A 26958-nucleotide genomic window follows, 5' to 3' on the forward strand; every position below is an offset into this window, starting at 1 on the left:
AAAATTTAACATGGCTTATTTGATGATTTCTGACAAAATACCTACTGTAAATGACAATTACACTGCAGCCCAAAGCATCACCAGGGCATCACATTATCGGACTGGATTCGGAACATCTGAATGGAGGTACAGTTCCCTGGCATAAACATCTCTATGCCCAGTTGCTTTACCCGGCTGAAGGAGTCGTTCGTGTATGGGCTGGAGAAAGCGTCTGGCTAGTGCATGCCAGCAGCGCGCTTTGGCTGCCCCCACAAATGCCGCATAAGTTTGTTGCGACAGGCAACGTACTTTTAAAAACCGTACTGGTTTCAGAAGCGGAAAGTGAAACGCTGGGAAAAGTTTGCTTCATGACGGGTATTTCACCCCTGTTAAGAGAATTACTAATTGCAATTAACCAACTTCCACCGTCGCAAAGTACCACAGATAAACAACAGTTACGTTTTTCAGCCCTCGAGACACTGATACTTCAGGAAATAAAAATGGGGGTGAAAATGTCACTTGAACTCCCTTGGCCAAATGATGAGCGGCTACAGCAGCTTTGTGAGAATTTGCTAAACAACCAAGGGTATCTGCCAACACTGGATAATCTAGCGGATAAAATTAACGTCAGTAGCCGTACACTCATGCGCTTATTTGTTAAAGAGACGGGATTAACATTTCGCCACTGGGTTCAGCAAATGCATGTTATTTCTGCAGTGACGCTTCTTGATGATGGATATTCGTTGACCAAAATTGCCCATCGTCTGGGCTATGCCTCAGCTGAATCGTTCGGCAATATGTTTAAGCGTCGAACGGGCTACTCGCCCGGTAAATTTACTCGTCGATTAACGATGCATGATTATGCAATCACAAGACAAATGATTTAACTTATATTTTCGTGAAATCTGTCACTGAAGAAAATTGGCAACGGATGGGTAAAACCGTTATAACACTGTCACCGGTCACCAGGACCCCAGGCCGGATTTAAGACGAGGATGCACTGCTGTGTGTACTGTAGAGTCTGGCGGATGTCGACAGGCTCTATTTTTTTATTCATTTTTTAGCTCTGTAAATAACCACATTCTCGCCGGGATTGGGGAATGAGTGACGAGATCAGTGGTGTCTGGCGGCTATCACGCCACAGAATCAAATTACAGATAGCCTACGGTAAAATTTCGCTGACTGGAATTATCCCACCCTCGATCCATGTGATGGCTTGCCCTCATTTCTTCAGGCAGAAAAATCAAAAAATCGCTTTATGCTATCAGACTGAGACAAACCAGACGCGAAACTGGGTACTTACTATTCGTTAGTTTTGCCCTATCCACTTATCTTTTTGGTGGTATGGCTGCTGATGTTGCTGGCGTGGTATCTTGTTGGTCTGCCGATAGGTCCGGGGATTTACCCTCGTTTGTCTTAAGAGAGAACGGATGCTGAGATTACTTGAAGAAAAAATTGCCACGCCACTAGGTCCACTGTGGGTGATTTGCGATGAGCAATTTCACTTGCGGGCGGTTGAATGGGAAGAGTACAGCGAACGCATGGTGCAGCTGCTGGACATCCATTACCGCAAAGAAGGCTATGAACGCATTTCTGCCACCAACCCAGGTGGTTTAAGCGACAAGCTTCGTGAATATTTTGCCGGTAATCTTAGCATTATTGATACGCTTCCCACTGCCACGGGGGGGACGCCATTTCAGCGCGAGGTCTGGAAAACATTACGCACAATCCCCTGCGGGCAGGTAATGCATTACGGCCAACTGGCTGAACAATTGGGCCGCCCCGGCGCGGCGCGTGCCGTAGGTGCGGCTAACGGATCGAATCCCATCAGCATTGTTGTGCCTTGTCATCGGGTCATTGGCAGAAACGGTACCATGACCGGATATGCAGGCGGAGTTCAGCGAAAAGAGTGGTTATTACGCCACGAAGGTTATCTTTTGCTGTAAACATTAAACAATTTGTGCCAGCTTGTTCACACTTTTATGTAAAGTTACCCTTAATAACTTAAGGTTTTTCAAATAGATAGACATATATTTACATCTAATATCGGAATTCTCTGCTGTTAAGGTTTGCTTAGACTTACTTGCTCCCTAAAAAGATGTTAAAATTGACAAATATCAATTACGGCTTGAGCAGACCTATGATCCCGGAAAAGCGAATTATACGGCGCATTCAGTCTGGCGGTTGTGCTATCCATTGCCAGGATTGCAGCATCAGCCAGCTTTGCATCCCGTTCACACTCAACGAACATGAGCTTGATCAGCTTGATAATATCATTGAGCGGAAGAAGCCTATTCAGAAAGGCCAGACGCTGTTTAAGGCTGGTGATGAACTTAAATCGCTTTATGCCATCCGCTCCGGTACGATTAAAAGTTATACCATTACTGAGCAAGGCGACGAGCAAATCACTGGTTTCCATTTAGCTGGTGACCTGGTGGGATTTGATGCAATCGGCAGCGGTCATCACCCGAGCTTCGCGCAGGCGCTGGAAACCTCGATGGTATGTGAAATTCCGTTCGAAACGCTGGACGATTTGTCCGGTAAAATGCCGAATCTGCGTCAGCAGATGATGCGTCTGATGAGCGGTGAAATCAAAGGCGATCAGGACATGATCCTGCTGTTGTCGAAGAAAAATGCCGAGGAGCGTCTGGCTGCATTCATCTACAACCTGTCCCGTCGTTTTGCCCAACGCGGCTTCTCCCCTCGTGAATTCCGCCTGACGATGACTCGTGGCGATATCGGTAACTATCTGGGCCTGACGGTAGAAACCATCAGCCGTCTGCTGGGTCGCTTCCAGAAAAGCGGCATGCTTGCAGTCAAAGGTAAATACATCACCATCGAAAATAACGATGCGCTGGCCCAGCTTGCTGGTCACACGCGTAACGTTGCCTGATTTTTCCGCATCACTCACTATCCTTCTGTCATATCATTAAATTTTTCTGATTTATTGATCTGACAGAAGGTTCATCACTGTTTCATTCACCAGATATGGGTTAATCTTTTAATTACAAACTGCGTTGACAGTTGTTGTAAGGAGACCCTGTATGGCTATGTATCAGAACATGCTCGTTGTTATCGATCCTAACCAGGACGACCAACCAGCATTGCGGCGAGCTGTTTATTTACATCAACGGATTGGTGGCAAAATTAAAGCCTTTTTGCCGATCTATGACTTCTCATACGAAATGACCACCCTGCTCTCCCCGGACGAACGTACCGCTATGCGTCAGGGCGTCATCAGCCAGCGAACAGCCTGGATCCACGAGCAGGCAAAATATTATCTCAATGCTGGCGTTCCCATTGAAATTAAAGTGGTCTGGCATAACCGTCCATTCGAAGCCATCATTCAGGAAGTGATCAGCGGCGGACACGATTTGGTGCTAAAAATGGCGCACCAACATGACCGTCTGGAAGCGGTGATTTTTACGCCAACGGACTGGCATCTGTTACGCAAATGCCCAAGCCCGGTGTGGATGGTGAAAGACCAGCCGTGGCCGGAAGGGGGTAAGGCGCTGGTGGCGGTGAATCTCGCCAGTGAAGAGCCGTACCATAATGCGCTCAATGAAAAACTGGTTAAAGAGACGATCGAACTGGCGGAACAAGTCAACCATACCGAAGTTCATCTGGTTGGCGCTTATCCGGTAACGCCAATTAATATCGCGATTGAACTGCCGGAATTTGACCCGAGCGTTTATAACGATGCCATTCGTGGGCAACATTTGCTGGCAATGAAAGCCCTACGGCAGAAATTCGGCATTAATGAAAACATGACGCACGTAGAAAAAGGTCTACCAGAAGAGGTGATTCCTGATTTGGCGGAGCACTTACAGGCGGGGATTGTGGTTCTGGGTACGGTCGGACGCACCGGTATTTCAGCAGCATTCCTCGGCAACACGGCGGAACAGGTGATTGATCATCTTCGCTGCGACCTGCTGGTCATTAAACCTGACCAGTATCAGACACCCGTTGAACTGGATGACGAAGAAGACGATTAACGACTCTTCAATAACTGACAAGGCCCGAGTTAACGGGCCTATTTTTTACTTACTGCTCTTCGCCGCCAAGGAAATAAATTCCCAACGGGATTGCCAGCAACACAGTAAAGACCAGGCTATAAACAAAAATCATTGATGACTGAATCACATACATTGATGTCGTCCACTCAGACAGCGGAATATTGTACTGTTCTATAACGCCGCCGATGGTCGCGCGAGTCACAACCGACGCCGCAATAATGAAAACCGCCAACAAACCAAAGAGAAATTTCTTCCCTTTCGCTGACTTCAGTTTCGCCATAATCATGATGTAATCCTTGTGCAGACAAATTTCTTGTTACCTAACCGTAACAATACCATGACATTTCACCGTTGTCTGCTCTGAAAACCTCACCTCTTAGCTGGATTTACAATCAACGCATTGATTAGTTAGCTAATGCTGCTACTTCCTTCCCTGACTATTGATGATCTGAATGAATTGTCGCGGTAAAATAGCCCCGCCAGGGGTTTCCGGCATGACGACAATTATCTGGAGGAGCCTGATAAAACAATGATCGCTGAACTGTTTACAAATAATGCGCTTAATCTGGTCATTATTTTCGGTAGCTGCGCAGCATTGATTCTGATGAGCTTTTGGTTTCGCCGCGGAAATCGTAAAAGAAAAGGATTTTTATTCCATGCGGTGCAATTTTTAATCTACACCATAATTATCAGTGCTGTTGGTAGCATCATTAATTATGTTATAGAAAACTATAAACTCAAATTTATCACCCCAGGCGTTATCGATTTTATCTGTACGTCCCTGATTGCGGTTATTCTGACGATTAAACTATTTCTGCTGATAAATCAGTTTGAAAAACAGCAGATTAAAAAAGGTCGCGATATCACCAGTGCGCGGATTATGTCGCGTATCATCAAAATCACCATTATTGTGGTACTTGTTTTGCTTTATGGCGAACATTTCGGCATGAGCCTTTCTGGCTTGCTGACCTTTGGTGGTATTGGTGGTCTGGCTGTTGGTATGGCCGGTAAAGATATTCTGAGTAACTTCTTTTCCGGGATTATGCTCTATTTCGACCGTCCTTTCAGTATTGGCGACTGGATCCGTTCACCGGACAGAAATATCGAAGGTACAGTAGCGGAAATTGGCTGGCGAATTACCAAAATTACGACCTTTGATAATCGTCCGTTATACGTCCCGAACTCGCTGTTTTCGTCTATCAGCGTAGAAAACCCGGGGCGAATGACCAACCGACGTATTACCACGACAATCGGTTTACGTTATGAGGATGCGGCAAAAGTGGGAGCCATTGTCGAAGCCGTACGTGAGATGCTTAAAAATCATCCGGCCATCGACCAGCGACAAACCTTACTGGTTTATTTCAACCAGTTTGCTGACTCGTCATTGAATATTATGGTTTATTGCTTTACCAAAACCACGGTATGGGCTGAATGGCTTGCCGCCCAGCAGGATGTTTATTTGAAGATTATCGATATTGTACAGTCACACGGCGCGGATTTCGCGTTCCCAAGCCAGACGCTGTATATGGATAACATTACACCACCAGACCAGGGTCGTTAATTCAGACATCACTGGCGTTACCCACAAGGGTAACGCCAGTTCACATCAATGTTTCACAATATACATAGTCCGGCTATACGCCACATCTTCCGGGTTATTAATGGGATAACCTTTCAGCCACGGCTTGATTAATCGTCCATTGGTATATTGATAAATTGGTGCAATCGGTGCTTGCTCCATGAGGATTTTTTCTGCCGCGTTGTAATCGGCATTACGCGCTTTAACGGTATTTTCCGTCGATGCCTGGGCCAAAACTTTGTCGTAGGCCGGGTTGTTAAAGCGTGAAATGTTGCCTGAATGCGTTGACGTTAATAATGTCAGGAAGGTGGAGGGTTCATTATAATCCCCCACCCACGAGGCGCGGATAACATCAAAATTACCTGTATTACGACTATCGATATAGGTTTTCCATTCCTGATTTTGCAGTTTGACATCTACACCAAGGTTCTTTTTCCACATCGATGCCACAGCAATCGCAATTTTTTGATGGTTTTCTGAAGTATTATACAAAAGCGTCAGCTTCAGCGGTTTTTGCGGACCATAACCGGCTGCGCTCAACAAAGTTTTTGCCTGCGCATTCAGTTCTTCCTGACTCATTTGTTCAAACGGCGAAGGCTCCGGCGTGAATCCGGCAGTAACATCTGGCGTAAAATGCCACGCTGGTTTTTCGCCCGTCCCCAACACTTTTTCGGTCATCAGGCGGCGATCTATCGTCATACTTAATGCCAGACGAACGCGCTGATCTGCCGTCGGCCCTTTTTGCGTGTTAAACGCATAATAATAGGTCCCGAGCTGCGGCGGTGTATAAACCTGCCCCGGAATATCCTTTAACAGCTTCTGATACATATTTTTTGGGAAGGATTCGGTGATATCAATATCCCCCGCAAGATAACGCTTAGTGGCTGCGGATTCCTGATTAATTGGCAGGAAGGTCACTTTTTGCAACACCGTTTTGGCGTTATCCCAATAATGAGTATTTGGCACCACGACCAGTTTTTCATTGACTACACGCTCTTTAAGAACATAAGCGCCATTGCCGACCAGATTTCCGGGTTTCGTCCACTCTTTCCCGCTTTCTACGTTAGCTTTTTGCACCGGGAAGAAGGCAAAATTGGCTGTTAAATTCACAAACCATGGCAACGGTTTATCAAGCTGGATTTTCAAAGTACGGGCATCAACCGCGGTGACGCCAAGCTGATCAGGCGTAGCTTTACCATCAATAATCGCCTGTGCGTTGTTGATTCCCGCCAGCGCGGCAAACCAGGCAAACGGCGACAACGTTTTTGGGTCAACCAGACGTTGCCAGCTGTAGACAAAATCCTGTGCCGTTACCGGTGTGCCATCCGCCCATTTTGCGTTATCGCGCAGGGTGAAAGTCCAGATACGGTTGTCATTACTTTTCCACTGAGTCGCAACGCCGGGGACAATCTCCCCTTTCTCGTTCTGATTCACCAGTCCTTCAAAAAGATCGCGAATGACCTGAATCTCTGGCAGACCCACGGCTTTAGCGGGATCCAGCGACGCAGGCTCATCTTTAATATGGCGCACCAGCTCCTGCTTCTCTGCCAGTACTGTGCCGCTCGGAACTTCTGCAGCATACGAAAGAGAAATGCTGCTGACCAACAGCGCACAACACGTGACTGAAACAGAGTGCTTCATAAGTTACCCTCAAACCTGCGTTAATAATCATGCGTAATTATTTGTTTCGCCTTAAAGAAATGCAAACAACTTCCGGCAAAAAAGTGATACAAGATCGATAACATAGCGTTGAAGAAAAGGATTTGATAATCCGCAAAATTTGCACAACACTGCCTGTAATACTTCCTGAACCAGAGACGATCATGACCGTAACTCGCCCACGCGCCGAACGCGGCGCATTTCCGCCCGGTACAGAACATTACGGACGTTCATTATTGGGCGCGCCTTTGATCTGGTTTCCGGCCCCAGCCGCCAGTCACGAAAGTGGTTTGATTCTGGCTGGCACCCACGGTGATGAAAACTCTTCGGTCGTGACCCTCTCCTGTGCTCTGCGGACATTGACACCTTCTTTGCGCCGCCATCATGTGGTGCTGTGTGTGAATCCTGACGGCTGCCAGTTAGGGTTACGGGCCAATGCTAATGGCGTGGATTTAAATAGAAACTTTCCGGCAGCAAACTGGAAGGAAGGTGAAACGGTTTATCGCTGGAACAGCGCCGCTGAAGAACGTGATGTCGTTTTACTGACAGGTGACAAACCTGGCTCCGAACCTGAAACTCAGGCGCTGTGCCAGCTTATACATCGCATTCAACCTGCCTGGGTGGTCTCATTCCACGATCCACTGGCCTGTATTGAAGACCCCAGACACAGCGAATTAGGTGAATGGCTGGCCCAGGCGTTTGAATTGCCACTGGTCACCAGCGTCGGTTATGAAACGCCTGGCTCTTTCGGCAGTTGGTGTGCGGATATCAACCTGCATTGCATCACCGCAGAGTTTCCGCCCATCTCCTCCGACGAAGCCAGCGAAAAATATCTCTTTGCGATGGCAAACTTGCTGCGCTGGCATCCTAAAGATGCAATTCGCCCGTTGTGAACTGAAGCGCCGGTTCCACATCTACCGCCAGCCAGGTCGGTCCGTCAAGATCGGCGAAACTGACCTGCGGCACCAGCGGTAAAGCGGCGCTAATGGCACGAGAGGTACACAACATGCAGCCCAGCATCAGACTAAAACCTTGTGCACGTGCTTCAGTCGCCAGCGCCAGCGCTTCCGTCAGGCCACCCGTTTTATCGAGCTTAATGTTAACCATCTCATAGCGCCCTTGCAGCGCCTTCAGATTGCTACGGGTATGACAACTTTCATCAGCACAAATCGGTAACGGATGAATAAAATTCTCCAGTGCCGCATCGTCCTGCGCAGGAAGCGGTTGTTCAAGCATCGCAACGCCTAAATCCGCGAGCAGTTGGCAACGCGCTGCCAACCCTTCTGCACGCCAGGATTCATTTGCATCAACGATTAGCGTCGCATCGGGTACAGCCGTGCGAATTGCTACCATCCGCTCACTGATAAGATGGTTATCCAGCTTCACTTTCAGTAATTTCGCGCCTGCCTGCCAGAGTGTTGATGCACTATTGGCCATCTGATCAGGCGTACCGATGACTACCGTCTGGGCAGTGGTGACTGTCTCAGGAAGCGTTATGCCGATCAAATCAGCCAGCGATTGCTGCTGTTTTCGCGCCGCCAGATCCCACAATGCACAATCCAGCGCATTACGTGCTGCGCCGGCAGGGAGAATTTTTTGTAACTCCTCCCGTGTCAGCCCTTTCTCTAATTGCGGCACGACGCTCATAATTTGCGCCATTACCGAGGCATCACTTTCTCCATAACGCGGATACGGCGTGCATTCACCGGTGCCTTTAATACCTTCTTCTTCCAGTTCAACCACCACCACGCGCGCTTCACTACGACTTCCCCGAGCAATCACAAACGGGGTATGTAAGGGCCAGGCTTCCTCAAATACCTTAACGGTTCTCATCTTTACTCCTTGTTGTCGCGGTGGTCTGCGGATTAAGCGCAAATAGCGTTTGCTGTGTTATTGACAGTTAGCATAAACTAGGTGTGACGTTAACTATATGTAAACAGGAAAGATAATCATGTCACAAACCGTTCATTTCCAGGGCAACCCGGTTACAGTCGCCAATTCCATCCCGCTGGCGGGTAGCAAAGCGCAGACTTTTACTCTCGTGGCAAAAGATCTGTCTGACGTCACCCTCGGTCAGTTTGCGGGTAAACGCAAAGTGCTGAACATTTTCCCGAGTATTGATACCGGTGTTTGCGCCGCATCAGTACGTAAGTTTAACCAACTGGCAACCGAGATCGACAACACCGTTGTGCTGTGTATCTCTGCCGATCTGCCGTTCGCCCAGTCTCGTTTCTGCGGCGCAGAAGGTCTGAACAACGTTATCACCCTCTCCACTTTCCGTAACGCTGAATTCCTGCAAGCCTACGGTGTGGCAATTGCTGATGGCCCACTGAAAGGTCTGGCAGCGCGTGCCGTTGTGGTTATTGATGAAAATGACAATGTGATTTTCAGCCAGCTGGTGGATGAAATCACCACCGAGCCGGATTACGAAGCAGCTCTGGCTGTACTGCGCTAAACAACTGTGCCGTTCACTGAATCACCACCGGTGAACGGCAGTTTTTTGATCTACCAGTCCCATTATTTTCCAGAGTTCCTGCCACTATTCCCCCTAACCGTTGTGCATTAAGATTGCTCTTTGCCATTATTGGCCCAGCGGAGTGATGACTATTATGGATGATAAACAAATTACGGTCTGGCTTAAACACAATTGCTGTTCAACGGACATTCCTGCCATTGCCGAGGCACTAACGAACCATGCAGAATGGCTTTTAGAGCTAGCGCCAGATCCTATTGAACAAGGTAGTTCATGTTTACCGCCGGCAGCTGCAGCCGGTATTTTTCTTGGCGCAGCGGCGATGGTTCACTGCGGCGAGGCTAGTGGTGCAGAAACCTGGCTCGAAGCAGCCATTACTGATTACCATTTCTTTAATCCAAATGGATATAGTTCATGGAGAGGCAGTACGCCTGTTTTTACAGCATTATCGCGTTACCCGGCATTAAGAATGGTGTTATTTAACGCCGCTTGCGCAATGGAAGACTGGAATAAAGCATCCGCTGTTCTTGAATCGCTTTTCCATGCCAGCGATGTCCCGGAAGATAACCCTGTCGCCCCAAATTTTACCCCTTATGCGCTGAAAGCGTTTATCGCGGATTACCACCCGTTAGGGCCTGCTTATTATGATGAAACTTGGTTGCTGGCAAAACAAGCGTGGTTAATTAATGCGGGCGTTCTGGATGAGCGAACCTGTAATACCTGGAAGCAATATACCCGCCATTTGCGCCATTTGATCCACAATGCACAGTTTTCCGATGCGATCTCTTTTGTACGCAGTAAAAAAGAACCATTAAATCATATCCATACCTACTCAGACTTTTATCTCTATGCGATTGGTTTATTTTCGTCTACTGATCAGCTAAGTGAAGCGCTAACCTGGGTAAAACAATTAATCCGCAACAATGATGGTCATTTCCATGATCTTTTCGTTTCAACTGGCGCAAAGCGCCGCATAAAGCCTGAACTTAGTACCTTGCTGAATAATCTCTTGCACAGCGCAGAGTTTCAGGCGTTGCAGGATAAATTTCTCACCGTCGGACATGATGTTGTGCATTCTGGTCCCTTCATGTCACTTTATGAAAAGGTTCTTGGCGGTAAGTCCCGAAAGCGCTGCGCGATTAGTCGAAAATTAATCTCGCCCGGCGAAGCGGTTTATGAATATCGTCAGCTGGATAGTGTGGAATATATTGCAGCGAAAGCGGCCTTTCAGACATCTGAGCTAAATAATATCGCTCACCGGCATCATAATGATAGTTATCAGTGGCATGAATTTGCCGCCCAATGGCCTCGTCGGGGTTCACTTTCTCACCCAGATATTGCCCGTTATTTGTTTGAGCGCCAGGAAGGAAAATGCTTTGATGCCGCAGAGTTTATACAACTGATTGCGGAACCGTTTGTCTTTCCGATGCGTTTCATATGGGTTGCCGGGTTGTCCTTTGAATTACATCAGTATCCGGATGCCTATTTCGTAAATGACAATATGGCGGGTGAATTTGTTAATCTCTGCTGGATGGCTATGAAATGCGGACATGCTGGCGACATTTTCAAACAACTGGCCCACGAGCCGCATGACGTTGCTGACCCTATTTACGCCATGCTCGCCACGTTTGACCGCGCTGATTGCCGTAGCGCCGCCGCCGCGCACTTTGGACAACCGGAACTACCGGAAATAATGGCACTGGCTTTCAGTTCGAGGTTATCGCTCGACAGCGTCCTTACCATCGCTGAGTTTGGTAAAAGTCAGCCGCGATTTTCACATGCGCTAGCAACGGCCCTCCTGCGTTACAACCTGCACATCTACTCAAACTATATGCCGCAGGTTAACTGGTACCTTCAGGGGCTGGAACACTATGCTTTGGCAAAAGGCGGTCAACTTTTAAATTTCTTTGTGCATATTCCAGAACAAATTCCCGTTCTGGCGACCATGCTGGAACATGGTGTATTAGTGCGTGGGATCGGTGAAGGTGCCTATGATGGTTATGATAATTCAGCAAATTCATTTCATCATGCCGCCGTGATGCACTGCCTCACGCACGCGCCGGAAAAAGTCCGCTACTGGATGGAAACACCCTGGATTCAGAACTATTTAGTGAATGCGCCGCTGCGTCAAACGGCGCGCCATGTGGAAGCCTGGCATAAAAAGTTTGGCATCAAATGAACGTTGCCGCTGCGCCTGAACGGCGCAGCCAGCACAATCACTCTTCGCTTTTCTTCTGGTTTAAGCCATATTCCCGCAACTTATTGGCAATCGCGGTATGCGAAACGCCGAGACGTTTTGCCAGTTTGCGCGTGCTGGGATAATTGCGATAAAGCTGAGTTAATACCGAGCGTTCAAAACGGCTGGTAATTTCGTCCAGCGAACCTTCCATCGCATCTTCGCCCACGGCTACCGTTGCGGCGTCATAATCCGGCAACAAAATATCCTGAGGACGCAGCTCATAGCCGTCCAGTTGTGTCAGTGCGCGATAGATAGCGTTCTTTAACTGCCGCACATTTCCCGGCCACGCATAACGCGTAAGTACAGTATTCAGGTCAGCGGCCAGTTTCGGACGCGGCACGCCCTGCTCGTCGGCAAAGCGAGCGACGAACAGTTCAGTTAACGGCATGATGTCCTGCGGACAGTCACGTAACGGCGGTAGATTGAGCGTCAACACGTTCAAACGATAATAGAGATCTTCACGGAAAACGCCTTTTTGCACCAGTTCGACCAAATTCTTCTGCGTAGCGCAAATCACCCTTACATCGACATGCACTTCATGATCTTCACCAACTCGACGGAAAGTACCATCATTAAGGAAACGCAGTAATTTCGCCTGCATCCTTGGCGACATCTCGCCTATCTCATCTAACAGCACCGAACCACCGTTCGCCTGCTCAAAGAACCCTTTTTTACCTTCCGGAGCATGACCAAACAGTTCACTCTCGACCGCATCTTCCGGTATAGACGCGCAGTTCAGCGCCAGGTAAGGTTTGCCCGCTCGTGGGCTTGCCTGATGGCAGGCGTAGGCAAAGAGATCTTTACCTGTACCTGTGTCACCCGTAATCAGCAGCGGCGCGCTTAGCATCGCCAGTTTCTGAGCCTGTTCGACAACATGCTTCATTTTCGGGCTGACGGCGACAATTTGACTGAAGGCGCTGACGTCCTGGGCGGCGACATTTTGCAACTGACGGCCCATACGAATCGTTGATCGCAACATCACCACCGCACCGGTCAGGACGTGTTGATCATTTTCATCCTGAAGATAAACAGGCGTAATCTCCATCAGGAAATTCTGCCCATTAATAACGACATGCTCGTTATGCGAGTCTTGCGGTTCGCTTTCCAGCCAGCGTAAAAAATTAAAGCCGTTAATTAATTGCGCGGCGGTATGGTTGCGCAGGCGATCCAATTTTTGCCCAAAAAGCTGACAGCTCGCCGGGTTCGCCATATCCACTTTGCTTTTCATATCGACAGAGAGCACAGGTTCAGGCAACGCCTCCAGTAACGCGCTCAACGCCAGATGCTCACGTTCGGAAGGCATCCACGGGACAGTACGCACATCGGTAACACCTGCAATACGGCGTATTTCGGCCATCAGACTGCTGAAGCTCTCAAACTCCAGTTCAGCAAAATTGAGGTAGATTCGCCCAATGGGGTCAATCTCAATACCGCGTAAATCAATGCCTCTTAGCACGAGTAGATCGAGTAATTCGCGGGTCAGACCGAGTCGGTCTTCACAAAAGACTTCCAGACGCATGGGAACCTTCACCTGAAAAAAGAACAATTAATATGATGATATGACACTATTTGGATAGCAGGAAGGTTTCTGTCAACAATCATTGACACAAAGACGGAAAAACGGGCACTTCGGCGTAAAGATATCCGGTCAGCACCCGATATTGCATTATTTTTCGGCAGGAGTTTTGCCTTTTTGCAGCGTCTCTTTCACCTGACCAATAAGCTGGCGACGGAAATCCCCGAGGCGAGGTTTGTCATCGTCAATCCACGGCAGCGGGCGGCAAAGTTCCATAGCTTTAATCCCCAGTCGCGCCGTCAGAAGTCCAGCACCAATTCCCTGAGCTGCGCGGGTAGACAAACGCGCAGCGAGATCTTGCGACATCCAGTCCATCCCCACTTCGCGCACCAATTCGCTGGCTCCGGCAAAAGCGATATTCAGCAATACCAGCTTAAACAGGCGCAAACGGCTGTAATATCCCAGTTCAATGCCATACAGCGTGGCGATGCGATTGATCAAACGCAGATTGCGCCAGGCGATAAATGCCATATCCACCAGCGCCAGCGGGCTAACGGCGATCATTAACGTTGATTCCGCCGCTGAGCGACTGATTTCGCGCCGCGCCTGAGCATCTAAAACCGGCTGGACCAGATGAGCATACAGGCTGACCACTTCACGATCGTTCTGCGTTTCATGGATTGAGGCATACCAGCGTTGCAGTGCCGGATGCGACTGGTCGATGCCCGCCTGCTGCGCCAGTTTTTCGCAGAATGCACGGCCTTTACCCGTGCCGTGACTGTGCAACAAATCGCGCGCTTCATCGCGTTCATGAGCGCGCTGTCGCAAGCGCCATAAGCGCCGCCACTCTGTTACCACAGAACCTACGCCAGCGCCGATAATCAATGCCCCAGCGGCACAGCCGCCCAGCGCTACCCAATCCTGAGTTTGCCAGGCATTCATCGTCCACTGCACGCCCTGCCCGACAACGCTTGCACCAAACAGAGCCAACCCGCCCATCACCATTTTGCGCCACAGACTGCGTTTCGGACGTAACGCTGCATCCATCACCGCTTCAACTTGCCCCTCTTCTTCCTGCGCTTCGTCGAGCGTGGCCGGGGCAAAATTTTGCGCCTGATTTTCGTCAAAGGTCTGCTGCGCCCTGAATTTTGGATTCTGATCGACCTCCAGTGGACCGTCGAAATCAATACGTGGTTTTAACGGTTCGGTCATCGCAATTTATCTCCTATTAAAAATTCCAGCGCAGCATCAAGGCGAATATGCGGCAACGGTTTGTCGACATCCATCACCTGCGGGCGAAACGCCTCAAACTGGAAGCCTTGCTTATCCCAGAACGCCTGGCCAGGCAAACGTGCGGGAACTTCGCCAGGATACACAGTGAGCGGTGCGCCATCGCTGAGTCGATTACCGCGCAGCGCCGGGATTTTCTCACCGTTAACATCAATAATGCCGCTGGTGGTTGCCTGAACTGAAGCCAGCCCCAGGCAGTCCATACTGATCCCTTCGAACGCCGCATTTTGCCAGGCATCCTGAATCAGTTGTTGCAGTAATGAAACCATATTGGCGTGCTGATCGATGGTCACATGGTCCGCTTTAGTCGCGGCAAACAACAGTTTATCGATAACCGGCGAGAACAAGCGCCGGAACAGCGTGCGCTGCCCGTAATGGAAACTCTGCATTAATTGCGTCAACGCCAGACGCATGTCATTAAATGCCTGCGGTCCACTGTTGAGCGGTTGCAGGCAGTCCACCAGCACTATCTGGCGATCAAAACGCAGGAAGTGATTTTTATAGAATCCTTTCACCACTTTCTCGCAGTAATAATTAAACCGCTCGCGCAGCATTCCGGCGTTGGTGTGTTTATCGGCCTGCGCCAGTTTCGACTCGCCCCAGGCATCGACATCTGGCCACGGGAAGAATTGCAGCGCGGGCGCACCTGCCATATCGCCCGGCAAGACAAAACGCCCAGGCTGAATAAAGTGCAGCCCCTGCTGTTTGCAGTGGTGGAGATAATCGGTCCATGCGGCAGCAATGTCTGCAAGACGGTTTTCGTCGGCAGGTGCTAGTGGGTCCAGCCCTTCGCACATCATTCGCCATTTTGCCGACCATTCGCCGCGCTGACCATTGAGTAAGCCCGTCATCTGGCGCGACCAGCTTAAATAGTCCTGCGCCAACATCGGCAAGTCGAGTAACCATTCGCCAGGATAATCCACTATCTCCAGATACAACGTGGAAGTGTCTTTGAAGTGACGCAACAGTGAATCGTTCGATTTATAGCGTAGCGCCAGGCGAATCTCACTGACGCCGCGTGTTGGGGTCGGCCAGGCAGGTGGATCGCCATATAACTGCGCCAGCCCTTCATCGTAGGTGAAGCGCGGAATGCCAAAGTCACGCTGGGGAATGCGTTTTACGCCCAGCAGGCGCTCTTCACGCACCGCACTTAATAGCGGCAAGCGTGCTCCGGCATGAATATTGAGCAACTGATTGACCATCGCAGTGATAAACGCGGTTTTGCCGCTGCGGCTAAGTCCGGTTACAGCGAGGCGCAGATGTCTGTCGACACCCCGATTCACCAGCGCATTAAGTTCATTTTTAAGTCGCTTCATTGCTGTCCTGTGGACCAGAAAAAAATCATTCGTAAGGATATGAATGTGGGGGCCATGCCATTGATTATCAACTGCCCGTGTTGTCATCTTGTGGCGAACTCCATAAGATGTGCAGCATTCACGTTCGGACGGAGTTCCTGACCTATGTCCCCTACTATTTATGATATTGCCAGGGTTGCCGGCGTATCAAAATCCACCGTATCACGCGTGCTGAATAAGCAAACCAATATCTCCCCGGAAGCGCGCGAAAAAGTGTTACGGGCCATTGAAGAATTACAGTATCAGCCAAATAAACTGGCCCGCGCGCTGACCTCTTCGGGCTTTGATGCCATTATGGTGATTTCTACCCGTTCGACCAAAACTACGGCGGGTAACCCGTTTTTCTCCGAAGTTTTGCATGCCATTACCGCCAAAGCGGAAGATGAGGGTTTCGACGTGATATTGCAGACGTCGCACAACCCGGCTGAAGACTTACAAAAATGTGAAAGCAAAATTAAGCAGAAAATGATTAAAGGCATTATTATGCTAAGTTCGCCAGCAGATGAGTCTTTTTTTGCCCAACTCGATAAATACGATATTCCGGTGGTAGTAATTGGCAAAGTTGAAGGTCAATACGCCCATGTTTATTCTGTCGATACCGATAATTTTGGCGACAGTATTGCGCTGACCGATGCGCTAATTGAAAGTGGACATAAAAATATTGCCTGCCTGCATGCTCCGCTGGATGTTCATGTTTCGGTTGACCGCGTTAATGGTTATAAGCAGAGTCTGGAAAATCATAATATTGCAGTGCGCAATGAGTGGATCGTTGACGGTGGTTATACCCATGAGACAGCACTGCAAGCCGCGCGGGAATTATTAAGCCAGTCACCGTTGCCTGAGGCAGTGTTTGCTACTGACAGCCTGAAATTAATGAGCATTTATCGTGCGGCGGCAGAGAAAAACATTGCTATTCCGCAGCAGTTAGCGGTGGTGGGTTATAGTAATGAAACGCTGTCGTTTATATTAACGCCTGCACCGGGCGGCATCGATGTTCCGACGCAGGAGTTAGGTCAACAAAGCTGCGAGTTATTATTCCGCTTAATTGCCGGAAAACCGTCACCACAAAATATTACCGTTGCCACGCATATGTCGTTGAAATAAATGCCAGCTACGTTGCCTGAATGCCGGATGCGATGCTGGCGCATCTTATCCGGCCTACATTTATAAACCGGATAAAGTACTCGCGCCGCATCCGGCAATTTAGCACATTATCAGAACGCGTAATTCACACCGACACCTGCATAATGGAATTTTTCGCTATCGCCTTCGTCGTGATCCTGCCACTCAAACGCATATTCCAGCGAAACGGAAAGACCATTCTGGAAATCATAACCGTAAAACAAACCAAGACGGTTAAAATCATGGCCTTCACGTTCGATATCATCCTGCCAGTCCCAGTTACTCCAGCGATCCAACCCAATGCGCGTATACGGTGTTACCGAGTGATTGCCGAGCGTCAGCGGTAAATAGGCGCGAATTTCTTGCGTGGAGAATTCACCGTTATTGCGGCTGTCGTCCATATTGAAGCCGCGCTCGAGATAATAGTTCACTCGCAAGGCAACCGTTTCGTTGAAGGTATATTGCAGACCCGTTTCCGTTTCGACACGGGTATCAGCATAACCGGTTGTATTCAGATCGTTGGCAAATTTATACATCGACAGCCATCCGTTGAAACGTAAATCGTCAGTCAGTTTCACATCCCAGTCTGGCGCGATTTTCCAGCGCTGCATATTTGCCGTGTCTTTACCCGGTTCATCAACGTAGTGATAACCATAGTTACGGAAACCACCGGTCAGGCCGAAACTGACATCATCGCTTTCGAGAAACTGATAATGCACTTCCAGTTCCGGGCGATCAAACCAGGTTCCACGTTTACCCGCGCTATAATCTACTGGCCCTTCCTGATAATAAGCCAGCGATATTCTCCACGGCCCGTTGGCAGCATTAAAATAGACGGAAGGCTCCGCCAGCCCGTCCATATCTTCGCCATAACCCTCAACGTTTTCTATTTCGTACATCGCGCCGATATTAAAGTGCCAGTCGTTTTTTTCCTCAGCCTGTGCGCAGGCCATTCCCGCACACATCACCAGTGCGGTACAGGGTAATAACTTTTTCATTATTGTTCCTTGTATTATCCTGGGGGAATGCCTTCCCCCTGTATTTAGCGAATTGCTATTTCCGTTTCTGCATCAAAGAAATGACATTTGGTCATATCAAAATGAATAGTGACGTTTTCTCCTGCATGATAATCATTTAACGCACCAGCACGGACCACTAACTCGTGCCCCCCAACCGTGGTGTAGAGCATAAATTCCGCACCGGTTAATTCCGCCACGCTAATTTTGGCGGAAATGTTATTTTCCTCTTGCGCATCCGGATGAATATCCTCCGGGCGTATTCCCATCACAATGGGTTTATGCAAACTTTCCTGCGTTTTCAGAACCGCTAATTTATCTTCGGGAATGGTTAATTTAAGCGTTTCCGTAACGAATTTATCGCCATCGATCGTGCCGCGAATAAAATTCATTGCTGGTGACCCAATAAAGCCGGCAACAAACATATTCGCCGGTTGGTTATAGACCGTTTTCGGCGCACCGACCTGCTGAACAATCCCATCCTTCATAATGACAATCCGCGTCGCCATGGTCATCGCTTCGGTCTGATCGTGGGTCACGTAGATCATGGTGGTGTTCAGTTTCTGGTGCAGCTTGCTGATTTCCGCGCGCATTTGTACGCGCAGCTTGGCATCCAGGTTAGAGAGCGGTTCATCCATTAAAAACACGCCCGCTTCGCGCACAATCGCCCGTCCGAGCGCCACACGCTGGCGTTGACCGCCGGAAAGCGCGCCCGGCTTGCGTTTCAGGTACTCACGCAGGCCAAGGATTTGCGCCGCCCAATTAACCCGCTCATCTATCACCTCTTTGGCGATTTTTTGCATCTTCAGGCCAAACGCCATGTTGTCGTAGACCGTCATATGCGGATACAGCGCGTAGTTCTGGAAAACCATCGCAATATTGCGTGCTTTGGCCGGAACGTCATTCATTCGTTTACCGTCGATCAACAGATCGCCGCCGCTGATCTCCTCAAGCCCGGCAATCATACGCAGGGTGGTCGATTTACCGCAGCCCGACGGACCGACAAACACGATGAACTCTTTATCGGCAATCTCCAGGTTGAAGTCCTTCACCACATGCACCTGGTTATCGTAGATCTTTTGAATATGTTGTAACGAAAGCTGTGCCATGTTGATTCCTTTGCTATACGTTTTGCCAGAAGGCCGATAACCGCGGCCAGGTCAGAGATTCCGTTGAGGGCAGCAACAGTTGCGCCCCGGTTAAGCTCGTGCCGATCCCCACCGAGCGCATACCGCTGGCGTTAATGGCGTCAATACCCGCCTGCGCATCTTCAATGCCGATACATGCCTGCGGCGGCACGCACAGCCCGGCACAGGCGGCGAGAAAGATTTCCGGGTCCGGTTTCGAGTGTTTAAGTTGGGAAGCGTCCGCGCAGAAGGTGAAAAACTCACGCAGCTCCAGTGCATCTAAAATCGTTGGCGCATTGAGGGAGACAGAAGCCAGCCCAACCGGAATCTGCTGTGCGCGGAGATCTGCCAGCAAAGGCCGAATTCCCGGCAGAACAGCGTTAACCGTCAGTTCGCGCAGTGAGTGGACGTAGAGCAGATTTTTGCGATACGCCAGTTGCGCCCGCTCTTGCACGTTAAAGTCGCCCTCTTTGCCCCCGTGTTGCAGAATGCGTCGCAGGGACTCATCGCGGCTGATCCCTTTTAACGTCTCGTTAAATTGCACATCGATGCCGATGCCGATTTCGGCGGCAATCTGCTGCCACGCCTGGAAATGCAGATGTGCGGTGTCAGTGATCACGCCATCCAGATCGAAAATTACCCCTTGTAGTTTCATTCATCCTCCTGATGCGTGGTAGCGGTCCCATTGAAGGGCAAAATAAAATCACCCAAACAGAAAACAGACTCTTCAGTCACGGAAATAAGCTGACCGTTCAACCGCAGTGAAACGGGCGCAGAAGTTCGAATCGCAATACGCTGCGCGTCGAGAGTGACCTGTAATTCGCAGCCCTGCCAGAACAGAGGGAAAGACAACTGTTGCCACTGTTCAGGTAACGCCGGATTGAGATGTAATTCGCCGTCACGCACGCTGACTCCGGCAAAACCCTGAATCGCCCCCAGCCAGATAGCGCCAGTTGCGGCAGCATGGATACCGTCATCACAGCTATGCGGATCAGCACCGAGATCGATTTCACTCCCCTCGCGCCAGAACGGGTAACTCTGCGCAAGCAAGCCACAACGCGCGGCAACAATGCCGTGGATCGCTTTACTCAATGACGAGTCGTGGATGGTGCGCGGTTCATAAAATTGCAGATTGGCGAGACACGATGCCACTGAGAACAGCTCCGGCAGCATGTAATTGAGCATCACCACATCGGCCTGCTTGAGGATCTGCATCTCGTTCACTTCTACGCGTGAATAATCCAGCAGAATGGTTTGCTTCCCGGCCGCCGCTTTGTATTTCGCCAGATCTATCGCCGGTTTCGCCATAAACGAATCATCCTGCGGCAAAACGCCGTCGGGCTGAATTTCTGGCATCCACAGCTCTTTGAGGAACATGTCGGCACGATGAATAAACGCGTCGTCGCTACAGCCAAACTGGCGAGCAATATTCAGTGCCTGTTGGACGTTGTAGCAGGCCATATAACTTGTGTATGCGTTATTGTTAACGTGTTCGGTATATTCGTCTGGCCCAATAACATCATGAATTTCCAGACGATCGTTAACCCTTACCGCGCGGCTAATCCAGAACTTTGCGGTCTCCAGCAGTAGCGCCATGCCTTCGTGAGCAATGAAGCTTTCATCCCCCGTTACCTGCCAGTATTGAATAACCGCCCAGGCGATATCGGCAACCAGATGATGTTCTGCCTGCGCTGAGGCCACTTTTTGCCGCAGCCCGGTACGAATGTTAATGGCGGCAAATTCCGGCGTTTCTTCTTCGCCGCTACGTGCGCTCTCCCACGGAAACAGCGCGCCCTGCCAGCCATTGCGTCGCGCTTTCTCCTGCGCCCCCAGTAAGTTGTGCCAGCGATAGCGCAGCAAACTCCGGGCAATCGTCGGTTCGCTAAACAGATGGAACGGCAGCAGGAACACTTCCGTATCCCAGAAAACATGGCCTTTGTAGCCTTCCCCGGTTAAGGCTTTTGCCGCAATGCTGCTACGCTCGTCGTGGGCGGGCGTCATAATACGCAAATGATAAAGCGCATAGTCTAACGCCCGCTGATCGTGCGCATCGCTACTGTTTACCGTGATACGACGTTTCTGCCACCACTTCTGCCAGTTTTCTGTCGATGCTGCTAGAAGTTGGTCATAACTCTGTTGCGTGCACCTTTCGAGCTGGCGAAGCGACGCACTGCCCCACTCGTCTAAAGCGGCTTGTCGGTCGTCCCGCCAGTCAATCCACACCCGCTTTTGCAGGGTCAGTGTTTCACCTGTGCGAAGTTGCGCGCTGGTATGTTGCAGCAAACGGCGCTCTTTGGCGGTATAGCACTGCTGAACGTCACCACTCGCCTGACAGTGACAGCTGATGGCCACATCACTGCGCCCATCCTGGGTGGTGTAGATCCCCTGCATCAAATGCTGACCAAACACCCGCACCTGGGTTTCATCCAGATGCTGGCGACCGTGGTTGGTTTGCGTGGCATCAATGCCTGTTGAGATCAGCACTGATGCCTCGGCGTCCAGCGGGGTAATACTGATTTCCAGCGCGATCAGCGGCAGTTGATCTGTCGAAACAAAACGACGGCTTTCAATGGTGAACCCTGCGCCGTCGCTGGTGCGCCAGGTAACACTGCGGCGTAATTCTCCACTGGCAAAGTCAAGCTCACGCTGCCACGCTTCGCGGGATAACGAAAAAATCTCGCCGTTTAGGGTAATTTCCATTCCCACCACGTCTGGCAGATTCACCAGTTCGTTGATTTCTCCTTTACCCGCTCGATGATAAAGCCCCGCCAGATACATGCCGCGCGTCTGCCGCGTGTAATCTTCTTCATGGCTGGCACGAAGCCCAAGATAGCCGTTTCCCTGCGCCATTAATGAGGCATATTTATTCAGGGTATGCTGGCTGAAATGGGGTTCCGTTAATGTTACTGGCCTGGTCATAATTCCACACGCGTCCCTGTTTCTGCGGATTGATACAGCGCCGCCACCAGTTGCTGGATGATGTACCCTTGCTCGGCATCGGCAATCATCACTGGCTTGCCCTGTACGTGATTGATAAAGGCTTCCATGCTGCGCAAATGACGGTTGTCGTCGGCCAGTTCCCGTTGCATTAGCGTCATTAATTCACCGTTGTTATCGGTATAGATATGCGCCGGAAACAGTGTGGCTCCGGCTTTATCACCGCAAAAGCTGACGTTCATCATCGACTGTTCGCGGATGTTGAGTGCAAATGATGTCTCGAGCCAAAGAATGCCGCCGTTATGAAATTCAATGGTGCCAAACAGTGAATCTTCGACGCTGTAGGTTGCCGGGTCCCACTCGCCAAATTGACCACAGCTCTTTTGCGGGCCGATCTTTTGAAAGCTGTGCGCATTCACGCTTTTCACCGCCGGAAAGCCCAGCACATACATCGCGGCATCCAGCATATGAATGCCAATGTCGATCAGCGGGCCGCCGCCCTGCAGTTCTTTATTGGTAAAGACACCCCAACCGGGAACACCGCAGCGACGCAGGGCGCGGGCGGTCGTGACGTAAATCTCACCCAAAACGCCGTTGGTCACCTGTTCACGCAGTTGTTGCGTATCAAGGGCAAAACGATGGTGAAAGTCGTAGGCCAGCACCTTGCCCTGTTTACGCGCGGTATCACACATCTCCCGCGCCTGTTCCGGCGTCATGGCGGGCGGTTTCTCGCACATCACATGGCAGCCTGCCTCCAGCGCCATCAGGGTATGCTCGTAATGAAAACGGTTAGGTGAACAGACGCTTACCACGTCAGGTTTTACCGCCAGCAGCATGGCCTGCGGATCGTCCCACACGGATGCGTTCCCGTATTTCTCTGCCAACGCCTGCGCCTGGGAAAGACGGCTGTCACAGACAGCCACCAGTTCCAGATCGTTGCGGGTGCAGTAGTACGAAGCATGAACCTTATCCGCCACCTGGCCCGCGCCTATTATCGCGACCCGCAGCGGAGAGCTTGTCATTGCACTTTTCACAAAGACCTCTTAGCAGGTGCGCAACCAGGCCAAAGAATCACGGTACGCCTGAGCAGGATCTTCTGCCCGAATGCGCCCTTCATACACCACATAGCCCTGATAGTTATCGGCGCGCAGCTGTTCAAACAGCGCGTGGAAATCGAGGGTGCCACTGCCCGGCTGATAGCGATGATTATCGGCAATATGCACATGACCAAGCAGGTCACGGTTGTCATGCAGCGCCTGCGCCAGGTTATCCTCTTCGATATTCATGTGATAGAAATCGCCGATAATCTGCACATGTTTAAGATCGTTTTCGACGATGTAACGACGTGCATCGGCGAGCGTGTTGATCATGTGGTCCTGATAGCGGTTTAGCGGTTCGAGATACACCACCGTTCCGGTACGCGCGGCCACCTTTTCCAGGAAACGCAGGGAATCGCTCACCATTTGACGATCGCCGTCCAGGCTGCGCGGTGAGGTCATCGGCGGTAAGCGGAAGGTAAACATGCCCCACGCAGCCGGAACGACAATACCTTTGCCGCCCACTTCCGCCAGCGCCTCAAGAATGCGCTCGATCTGCTTTAAACCATTAAGACGACGTTCTTCGATAAAGTCGCCAATCCAGCCGTCATAACCACCGCAGGCGGTGGTCACCGGTAAACCGGTTTCTTTAATTGCTGCTTTGACTTCTTCGAGATTGTTAACCAGCAGTTTGCCGTCAATCTCAAAACCATCAAACCCCATCTCTTTGATATAACGAAATTTCTCCAGAATATTTTCTGGAAAGAAGGCCTGATTCTGTGTACCGATTTTCATTTTTCCGTCCTTAGAATTAAAAAGTTACGCCCATTTTGATGCTCTGTTCCGGATGCTGGTCGACATACTGCATGTAGCTTTCCGGGCTGTTAGCAAAGGTCACCACCGGGTCGATTAAATCTTCACAATTGAGATAACCGTTCATCAGCAGTTCCCAGCAGGTTTCTTCAATACGCTTGCGGCTCCAGCGCGGATAATCCGGGTTCGGTTCACTGCACGCACGAGAGAAGACAATTTTGGCGTTGTTGAAATGCGCTTCACGTCCGAGGTTGAAACCTTCGGCAAATGGTTTGGCAAATGCGACATACGAGATGGTGCCGCCATAAGCCAGGCCGCGCAGTGCCGATTGCAGCGCGTCGGCGTAGCCGCTGGTTTCGATAATCACATCGGCACCCTGCTTGCCGGTCAGCGTTTTAATCTCTTTGCCTACATCTGTGCCAATGGGGTTAAGGCAGAAATCCGCCCCGTGGCGACGGGCAATATCACAGCGATGAGCGATAGGATCGACACCAATCACCACCGACGCGCCAGCGCGTTTTGCCAGTTGAATGGCAATTTGACCAATCGCGCCAAGCCCTACCACCACCACAAAATCGCCCACGCGCACGTTGGCATCGCGCACGCCGCTCATGGCAAACTGCGCCGGGTCGTAACAGACGGCGTTTTTCCACGAGCTACCTTGCGGCATTTTGCGCAGTTTGTAGTTATTCACCGCGTTAATGATGACCGTTTCGGAAAGCGGGCCGTAGCCGCATACGCTGTCGCCCACCGCGTAGTCGGTAACCTCGCTGCCGCACTCGATAATGTCGCCAACCACCATGTTGCCAAGCTGGAAATTGCCAAACTCAATGCCGCGCGGCGCATCTGCCGGACGGGGGGTGAACATCTGCCATTCGCCATTAAAGTCTTCATCGATAAACGGGCTGGCGGCGCGGAAATCGACCACTTCCGTCCCGTGCTTCGGCGCGCCGAACCGCACGCGGATCTTCACTTCATTGGCTAAAATCGCCCTGTCTTCATACTCAACCAGCGCAGCAACGCGCGGTGCTGTGGCTACTAACTTTTTCATGTAAAACTCCTTGTCAAGAAACTGGCCGCTTTAGCCCTTCACGCCACCGGCGGTCAAACCACTCTTAATAAAACGTTCCGAAAGTGCATACATAATCACCACCGGCAATGCGGTCACCAGCGAGGCCGCCATCATTCGGCCCCAGATGTAATCAGGGGTACTGAACAGCGCGTTCAGGCCTACCGGTAAAGTGAAATTGCTGGCGCTGGAGAGGAAAATCGAGGCAAACAGATAGTCGTTCCACGCCACCATAAAGCAGTAGACGAACACGGATATCAGGCCCGACATCGCCAGGGGCACTGTGATACGGAAGATGATTTGCAGACGGTTGAGGCCATCCATCATCGCCGCTTCTTCGATTTCATCAGGGATGGTGTCGAAGTAGCTTTTCAGCATAAACACGGCGGTGGGCAGGGTTTGCGTCACCATGGTGATGATCAGCGCCATCTCAGTGTCATAAACGCCAAGCGCGGTGATGATTTTGAACAGCGGCACCACCAGCAAAATGCCGGAGAACATGTACACCGTGTAAAAGCTGGCGTTGATGGTCATTCGCCCTTTAAAGCGGAGGCGGGAAAGCGCGTAAGCCCCGAGAATGCCGAGAAATACTGCTATCACGGATGAAACTACCGACACCACCAGGCTGTTACGGAAATAATCGACAAACGGGAAAATCACCGGGTTAAAAATGTCGACGTAATGCTCCAGCGTCCACTGCTGTGGCAGCAGCGTAGGATGCAGCGAGATCGCCTCTTTCGCGCTTTTGAACGAGGTCATCAGCATCACAAAAAAGGGAAACAGCGTGATGATGAGAAACAGCGCCAGCCCGCAGTAAAAACCGATGCGACTGAGTGTGCGTTTATTTGTTGCCATTGAGGTTCACCCGTTTTCTGGTCAGCAGAATGACAGCGAAAATAATGATGAAGAGCACCACCGAGATCGCCGCCGCTTTCCCTAAGTCATTAAATGCAAAGGCGGTTTTGTAGAGATAGACGCCGAGAATATCGACCTTGGTCGTCAGCAAATAAACGTCAGCGAACATGTAGAACATCCAGATGGTACGCAGAGTCACCACCGTCGCCAGGACCGGCATAATCGCGGGCAGCGTGACGATGCGAAACCGTTGCCAGGCATTCGCGCCGTCCATCTCTGCCGCTTCGTAAAGCGATTTATCAATGGTCTGCAAAATCGCCAGAAACGAGATAAAGGCATACGGGAAGTAGCGCCAGATGGCGAACAGCACCACCAGCACAAAGCTACTGCCCGGATTATCGAACCACAGCGGTGCCTGCTCATAGAGATGCAGAAGATCGACGCCGAGGTAGTTCACAATGCCGTAGCCGTTGTTGAACATGTATTTCCAGGCGAACACCAGCGAAATAGACGGCGTTACGTAGGAGAGGATCACCAGCGAACGCGCGGTTTTGCGCAGGCGGAACTCGCGATTGAAAAACATCGCCACCGCCAGCCCGAGCACGGTGCTACCTGCCACCACCAGCGCGGTATACCAGACCGTCATCCACAGCGAGTGCCAGAAGCCGGGATCGGAGAGAATACGCACATAGTTGCTCACCCCAACAAACGTTGACTCGATGTTGGGATTAAGCGGCAGACGTAAAAAACTGATTTCGATATTCGACACCATCGGCCACGCCACCAGACCGCCCAGCAGTAATAAGCTGGGCGCGAGAAGCAACAGCGCAAAGGGCATATCGGAACGACCTGAAAAAAGCCTGTTCATTGCGGATT

At 50.5% G+C, this 26958-nt stretch carries 24 protein-coding genes and 2 pseudogenes; 10 read left to right on the forward strand and 16 right to left on the reverse strand.

The annotated features are described in order from the left end of the window. The first annotated feature begins 50 nt into the window (after positions 1-50). Positions 51-866: an AraC family transcriptional regulator gene (locus ATB02_RS05470; protein WP_000156573.1), complete on the forward strand. Its 816-nt coding sequence runs from the start codon at positions 51-53 to the stop codon at positions 864-866. Positions 867-1039: 173 nt separating this feature from the next. Here the strand turns inward: ATB02_RS05470 and ATB02_RS26620 are convergent. Further along, a pseudogene (locus ATB02_RS26620) lies at positions 1040-1256 on the reverse strand (LysR family transcriptional regulator); the annotation flags it as partial. On the opposite strand from ATB02_RS26620, the pseudogene ATB02_RS05480 reads away from it, so the two are divergent. The 4 genes and pseudogenes from ATB02_RS05480 to uspE form a co-directional block, all read left to right on the forward strand. Further along, positions 1256-1399: pseudogene (locus ATB02_RS05480) on the forward strand (AbgT family transporter); the annotation flags it as partial. The pseudogenes ATB02_RS26620 and ATB02_RS05480 sit on opposite strands and share 1 nt — an antisense overlap. Positions 1400-1409: 10 nt before the next feature. Then, positions 1410-1925: a methylated-DNA--[protein]-cysteine S-methyltransferase gene (gene ogt, locus ATB02_RS05485; RefSeq protein ID WP_039020832.1), complete on the forward strand. Its 516-nt coding sequence runs from the start codon at positions 1410-1412 to the stop codon at positions 1923-1925. A 194-nt stretch (positions 1926-2119) separates the two neighbouring features. After that, positions 2120-2872, forward strand: a complete 753-nt coding sequence (gene fnr / locus ATB02_RS05490) for a fumarate/nitrate reduction transcriptional regulator Fnr (RefSeq protein ID WP_000611911.1) — start codon at positions 2120-2122, stop codon at positions 2870-2872. Between the two features lie 151 nt (positions 2873-3023). Then, the gene (gene uspE / locus ATB02_RS05495) at positions 3024-3974 is read left to right on the forward strand and encodes a universal stress protein UspE (protein WP_001262123.1); all 951 of its coding nucleotides are present in this window, start codon (positions 3024-3026) and stop codon (positions 3972-3974) included. Positions 3975-4023: 49 nt separating this feature from the next. Here the strand turns inward: uspE and ATB02_RS05500 are convergent, their stop codons facing one another. Next, complete coding sequence (locus tag ATB02_RS05500) at positions 4024-4281, reverse strand: DUF2534 family protein (RefSeq protein ID WP_000605090.1); 258 nt, start codon at positions 4279-4281, stop codon at positions 4024-4026. Between the two features lie 243 nt (positions 4282-4524). On the opposite strand from ATB02_RS05500, the gene ynaI reads away from it, so the two are divergent. After that, the gene (gene ynaI, locus ATB02_RS05505; RefSeq protein WP_000559893.1) at positions 4525-5556 is read left to right on the forward strand and encodes a low conductance mechanosensitive channel YnaI; all 1032 of its coding nucleotides are present in this window, start codon (positions 4525-4527) and stop codon (positions 5554-5556) included. Between the two features lie 45 nt (positions 5557-5601). On the opposite strand, the gene mppA is transcribed toward ynaI, so the two are convergent. Continuing rightward, the gene (gene mppA, locus ATB02_RS05510) at positions 5602-7215 is read right to left on the reverse strand and encodes a murein tripeptide ABC transporter substrate-binding protein MppA (protein ID WP_000683032.1); all 1614 of its coding nucleotides are present in this window, start codon (positions 7213-7215) and stop codon (positions 5602-5604) included. A 182-nt stretch (positions 7216-7397) separates the two neighbouring features. Between mppA and mpaA the strand changes: the two genes are divergently transcribed. Continuing rightward, positions 7398-8126: a murein tripeptide amidase MpaA gene (gene mpaA, locus ATB02_RS05515; RefSeq protein ID WP_105271219.1), complete on the forward strand. Its 729-nt coding sequence runs from the start codon at positions 7398-7400 to the stop codon at positions 8124-8126. Here mpaA and ycjG read toward each other — a convergent pair. Then, a complete protein-coding gene (gene ycjG, locus ATB02_RS05520) occupies positions 8101-9066 on the reverse strand; it encodes an L-Ala-D/L-Glu epimerase (protein WP_105271220.1) in 966 nt (321 codons plus the stop codon). The two genes, mpaA and ycjG, sit on opposite strands and share 26 nt — an antisense overlap. A 118-nt stretch (positions 9067-9184) precedes the next feature. Here ycjG and tpx point away from each other — a divergent pair, with 118 nt between their 5' ends. After that, complete coding sequence (tpx, locus tag ATB02_RS05525; RefSeq protein ID WP_032184040.1) at positions 9185-9688, forward strand: thiol peroxidase; 504 nt, start codon at positions 9185-9187, stop codon at positions 9686-9688. Between the two features lie 154 nt (positions 9689-9842). Continuing rightward, positions 9843-11885 (forward strand): hypothetical protein, encoded by a 2043-nt coding sequence (locus tag ATB02_RS05530; protein ID WP_105271221.1) that lies wholly within the window; start codon positions 9843-9845, stop codon positions 11883-11885. 37 nt (positions 11886-11922) lie between these two features. Here the strand turns inward: ATB02_RS05530 and tyrR are convergent, their stop codons facing one another. The 3 genes from tyrR to ATB02_RS05545 form a co-directional block, all read right to left on the reverse strand. Continuing rightward, positions 11923-13464, reverse strand: coding sequence for a transcriptional regulator TyrR (gene tyrR / locus ATB02_RS05535; protein ID WP_032184038.1), 1542 nt, complete (start codon positions 13462-13464; stop codon positions 11923-11925). Between the two features lie 147 nt (positions 13465-13611). Beyond that, positions 13612-14673, reverse strand: a complete 1062-nt coding sequence (locus tag ATB02_RS05540; RefSeq protein ID WP_000138727.1) for a YcjF family protein — start codon at positions 14671-14673, stop codon at positions 13612-13614. After that, positions 14670-16067, reverse strand: coding sequence for a YcjX family protein (locus tag ATB02_RS05545; RefSeq protein WP_000825801.1), 1398 nt, complete (start codon positions 16065-16067; stop codon positions 14670-14672). Before ATB02_RS05545 ends, ATB02_RS05540 begins: the two co-directional genes overlap by 4 nt. A gap of 144 nt (positions 16068-16211) precedes the next feature. On the opposite strand from ATB02_RS05545, the gene ATB02_RS05550 reads away from it, so the two are divergent. Continuing rightward, a complete protein-coding gene (locus ATB02_RS05550) occupies positions 16212-17210 on the forward strand; it encodes a LacI family DNA-binding transcriptional regulator (protein ID WP_032184036.1) in 999 nt (332 codons plus the stop codon). Between the two features lie 110 nt (positions 17211-17320). On the opposite strand, the gene ompG is transcribed toward ATB02_RS05550, so the two are convergent. The 9 genes from ompG to ATB02_RS05595 are packed head-to-tail and all read right to left on the reverse strand — an operon-like array spanning position 17321 to position 26950. Next, on the reverse strand, positions 17321-18226 hold the full coding sequence (gene ompG, locus ATB02_RS05555; protein WP_105271222.1) for a monomeric porin OmpG: 906 nt from the start codon (positions 18224-18226) through the stop codon (positions 17321-17323). A gap of 44 nt (positions 18227-18270) precedes the next feature. Continuing rightward, on the reverse strand, positions 18271-19353 hold the full coding sequence (locus tag ATB02_RS05560) for an ABC transporter ATP-binding protein (RefSeq protein ID WP_000057969.1): 1083 nt from the start codon (positions 19351-19353) through the stop codon (positions 18271-18273). Between the two features lie 13 nt (positions 19354-19366). After that, positions 19367-20026, reverse strand: coding sequence for a beta-phosphoglucomutase (pgmB, locus tag ATB02_RS05565; protein WP_105271223.1), 660 nt, complete (start codon positions 20024-20026; stop codon positions 19367-19369). Next, the gene (locus ATB02_RS05570; RefSeq protein WP_105271224.1) at positions 20023-22290 is read right to left on the reverse strand and encodes a glycoside hydrolase family 65 protein; all 2268 of its coding nucleotides are present in this window, start codon (positions 22288-22290) and stop codon (positions 20023-20025) included. Before ATB02_RS05570 ends, pgmB begins: the two co-directional genes overlap by 4 nt. Further along, a complete protein-coding gene (locus tag ATB02_RS05575) occupies positions 22287-23342 on the reverse strand; it encodes a Gfo/Idh/MocA family protein (protein ID WP_105271225.1) in 1056 nt (351 codons plus the stop codon). The genes ATB02_RS05570 and ATB02_RS05575 overlap by 4 nt, the downstream gene beginning before the upstream one ends. A gap of 9 nt (positions 23343-23351) precedes the next feature. After that, the gene (locus ATB02_RS05580; RefSeq protein ID WP_032184031.1) at positions 23352-24140 is read right to left on the reverse strand and encodes a sugar phosphate isomerase/epimerase family protein; all 789 of its coding nucleotides are present in this window, start codon (positions 24138-24140) and stop codon (positions 23352-23354) included. Positions 24141-24156: 16 nt separating this feature from the next. Further along, positions 24157-25209, reverse strand: coding sequence for a zinc-dependent alcohol dehydrogenase (locus ATB02_RS05585; protein ID WP_105271226.1), 1053 nt, complete (start codon positions 25207-25209; stop codon positions 24157-24159). Positions 25210-25239: 30 nt separating this feature from the next. Further along, on the reverse strand, positions 25240-26082 hold the full coding sequence (locus ATB02_RS05590; RefSeq protein WP_000224670.1) for a carbohydrate ABC transporter permease: 843 nt from the start codon (positions 26080-26082) through the stop codon (positions 25240-25242). Beyond that, positions 26069-26950: a carbohydrate ABC transporter permease gene (locus ATB02_RS05595; protein ID WP_001080790.1), complete on the reverse strand. Its 882-nt coding sequence runs from the start codon at positions 26948-26950 to the stop codon at positions 26069-26071. Before ATB02_RS05595 ends, ATB02_RS05590 begins: the two co-directional genes overlap by 14 nt. Positions 26951-26958 lie beyond the last annotated feature (8 nt).

This window comes from Escherichia sp. MOD1-EC5189 (assembly GCF_002966045.1).
In the GTDB taxonomy this organism is placed as follows: Bacteria; Pseudomonadota; Gammaproteobacteria; order Enterobacterales; family Enterobacteriaceae; genus Escherichia; species Escherichia coli_F.

Bases quoted from the DNA above. Each gene is read 5' to 3' on its own strand.
- ATB02_RS05550 (WP_032184036.1), top strand. From the start codon at position 16,212: ATGTCCCCTACTATTTATGATATTGCCAGGGTTGCCGGCGTATCAAAA.
- pgmB (WP_105271223.1), bottom strand. From the start codon at position 20,026: ATGAAACTACAAGGGGTAATTTTCGATCTGGATGGCGTGATCACTGAC.
- mppA (WP_000683032.1), bottom strand. From the start codon at position 7,215: ATGAAGCACTCTGTTTCAGTCACGTGTTGTGCGCTGTTGGTCAGCAGC.
- ogt (WP_039020832.1), top strand. From the start codon at position 1,410: ATGCTGAGATTACTTGAAGAAAAAATTGCCACGCCACTAGGTCCACTG.
- tpx (WP_032184040.1), top strand. From the start codon at position 9,185: ATGTCACAAACCGTTCATTTCCAGGGCAACCCGGTTACAGTCGCCAAT.
- ATB02_RS05585 (WP_105271226.1), bottom strand. From the start codon at position 25,209: ATGAAAAAGTTAGTAGCCACAGCACCGCGCGTTGCTGCGCTGGTTGAG.
- ATB02_RS05570 (WP_105271224.1), bottom strand. From the start codon at position 22,290: ATGACCAGGCCAGTAACATTAACGGAACCCCATTTCAGCCAGCATACC.
- ATB02_RS05580 (WP_032184031.1), bottom strand. From the start codon at position 24,140: ATGAAAATCGGTACACAGAATCAGGCCTTCTTTCCAGAAAATATTCTG.
- ycjG (WP_105271220.1), bottom strand. From the start codon at position 9,066: ATGAGAACCGTTAAGGTATTTGAGGAAGCCTGGCCCTTACATACCCCG.
- ATB02_RS05500 (WP_000605090.1), bottom strand. From the start codon at position 4,281: ATGATTATGGCGAAACTGAAGTCAGCGAAAGGGAAGAAATTTCTCTTT.
- uspE (WP_001262123.1), top strand. From the start codon at position 3,024: ATGGCTATGTATCAGAACATGCTCGTTGTTATCGATCCTAACCAGGAC.
- ATB02_RS05470 (WP_000156573.1), top strand. From the start codon at position 51: ATGACAATTACACTGCAGCCCAAAGCATCACCAGGGCATCACATTATC.
- ATB02_RS05560 (WP_000057969.1), bottom strand. From the start codon at position 19,353: ATGGCACAGCTTTCGTTACAACATATTCAAAAGATCTACGATAACCAG.
- ATB02_RS05530 (WP_105271221.1), top strand. From the start codon at position 9,843: ATGGATGATAAACAAATTACGGTCTGGCTTAAACACAATTGCTGTTCA.
- tyrR (WP_032184038.1), bottom strand. From the start codon at position 13,464: ATGCGTCTGGAAGTCTTTTGTGAAGACCGACTCGGTCTGACCCGCGAA.
- ATB02_RS05590 (WP_000224670.1), bottom strand. From the start codon at position 26,082: ATGGCAACAAATAAACGCACACTCAGTCGCATCGGTTTTTACTGCGGG.
- fnr (WP_000611911.1), top strand. From the start codon at position 2,120: ATGATCCCGGAAAAGCGAATTATACGGCGCATTCAGTCTGGCGGTTGT.
- ompG (WP_105271222.1), bottom strand. From the start codon at position 18,226: ATGAAAAAGTTATTACCCTGTACCGCACTGGTGATGTGTGCGGGAATG.
- ATB02_RS05595 (WP_001080790.1), bottom strand. From the start codon at position 26,950: ATGAACAGGCTTTTTTCAGGTCGTTCCGATATGCCCTTTGCGCTGTTG.
- ATB02_RS05545 (WP_000825801.1), bottom strand. From the start codon at position 16,067: ATGAAGCGACTTAAAAATGAACTTAATGCGCTGGTGAATCGGGGTGTC.
- ynaI (WP_000559893.1), top strand. From the start codon at position 4,525: ATGATCGCTGAACTGTTTACAAATAATGCGCTTAATCTGGTCATTATT.
- ATB02_RS05540 (WP_000138727.1), bottom strand. From the start codon at position 14,673: ATGACCGAACCGTTAAAACCACGTATTGATTTCGACGGTCCACTGGAG.
- mpaA (WP_105271219.1), top strand. From the start codon at position 7,398: ATGACCGTAACTCGCCCACGCGCCGAACGCGGCGCATTTCCGCCCGGT.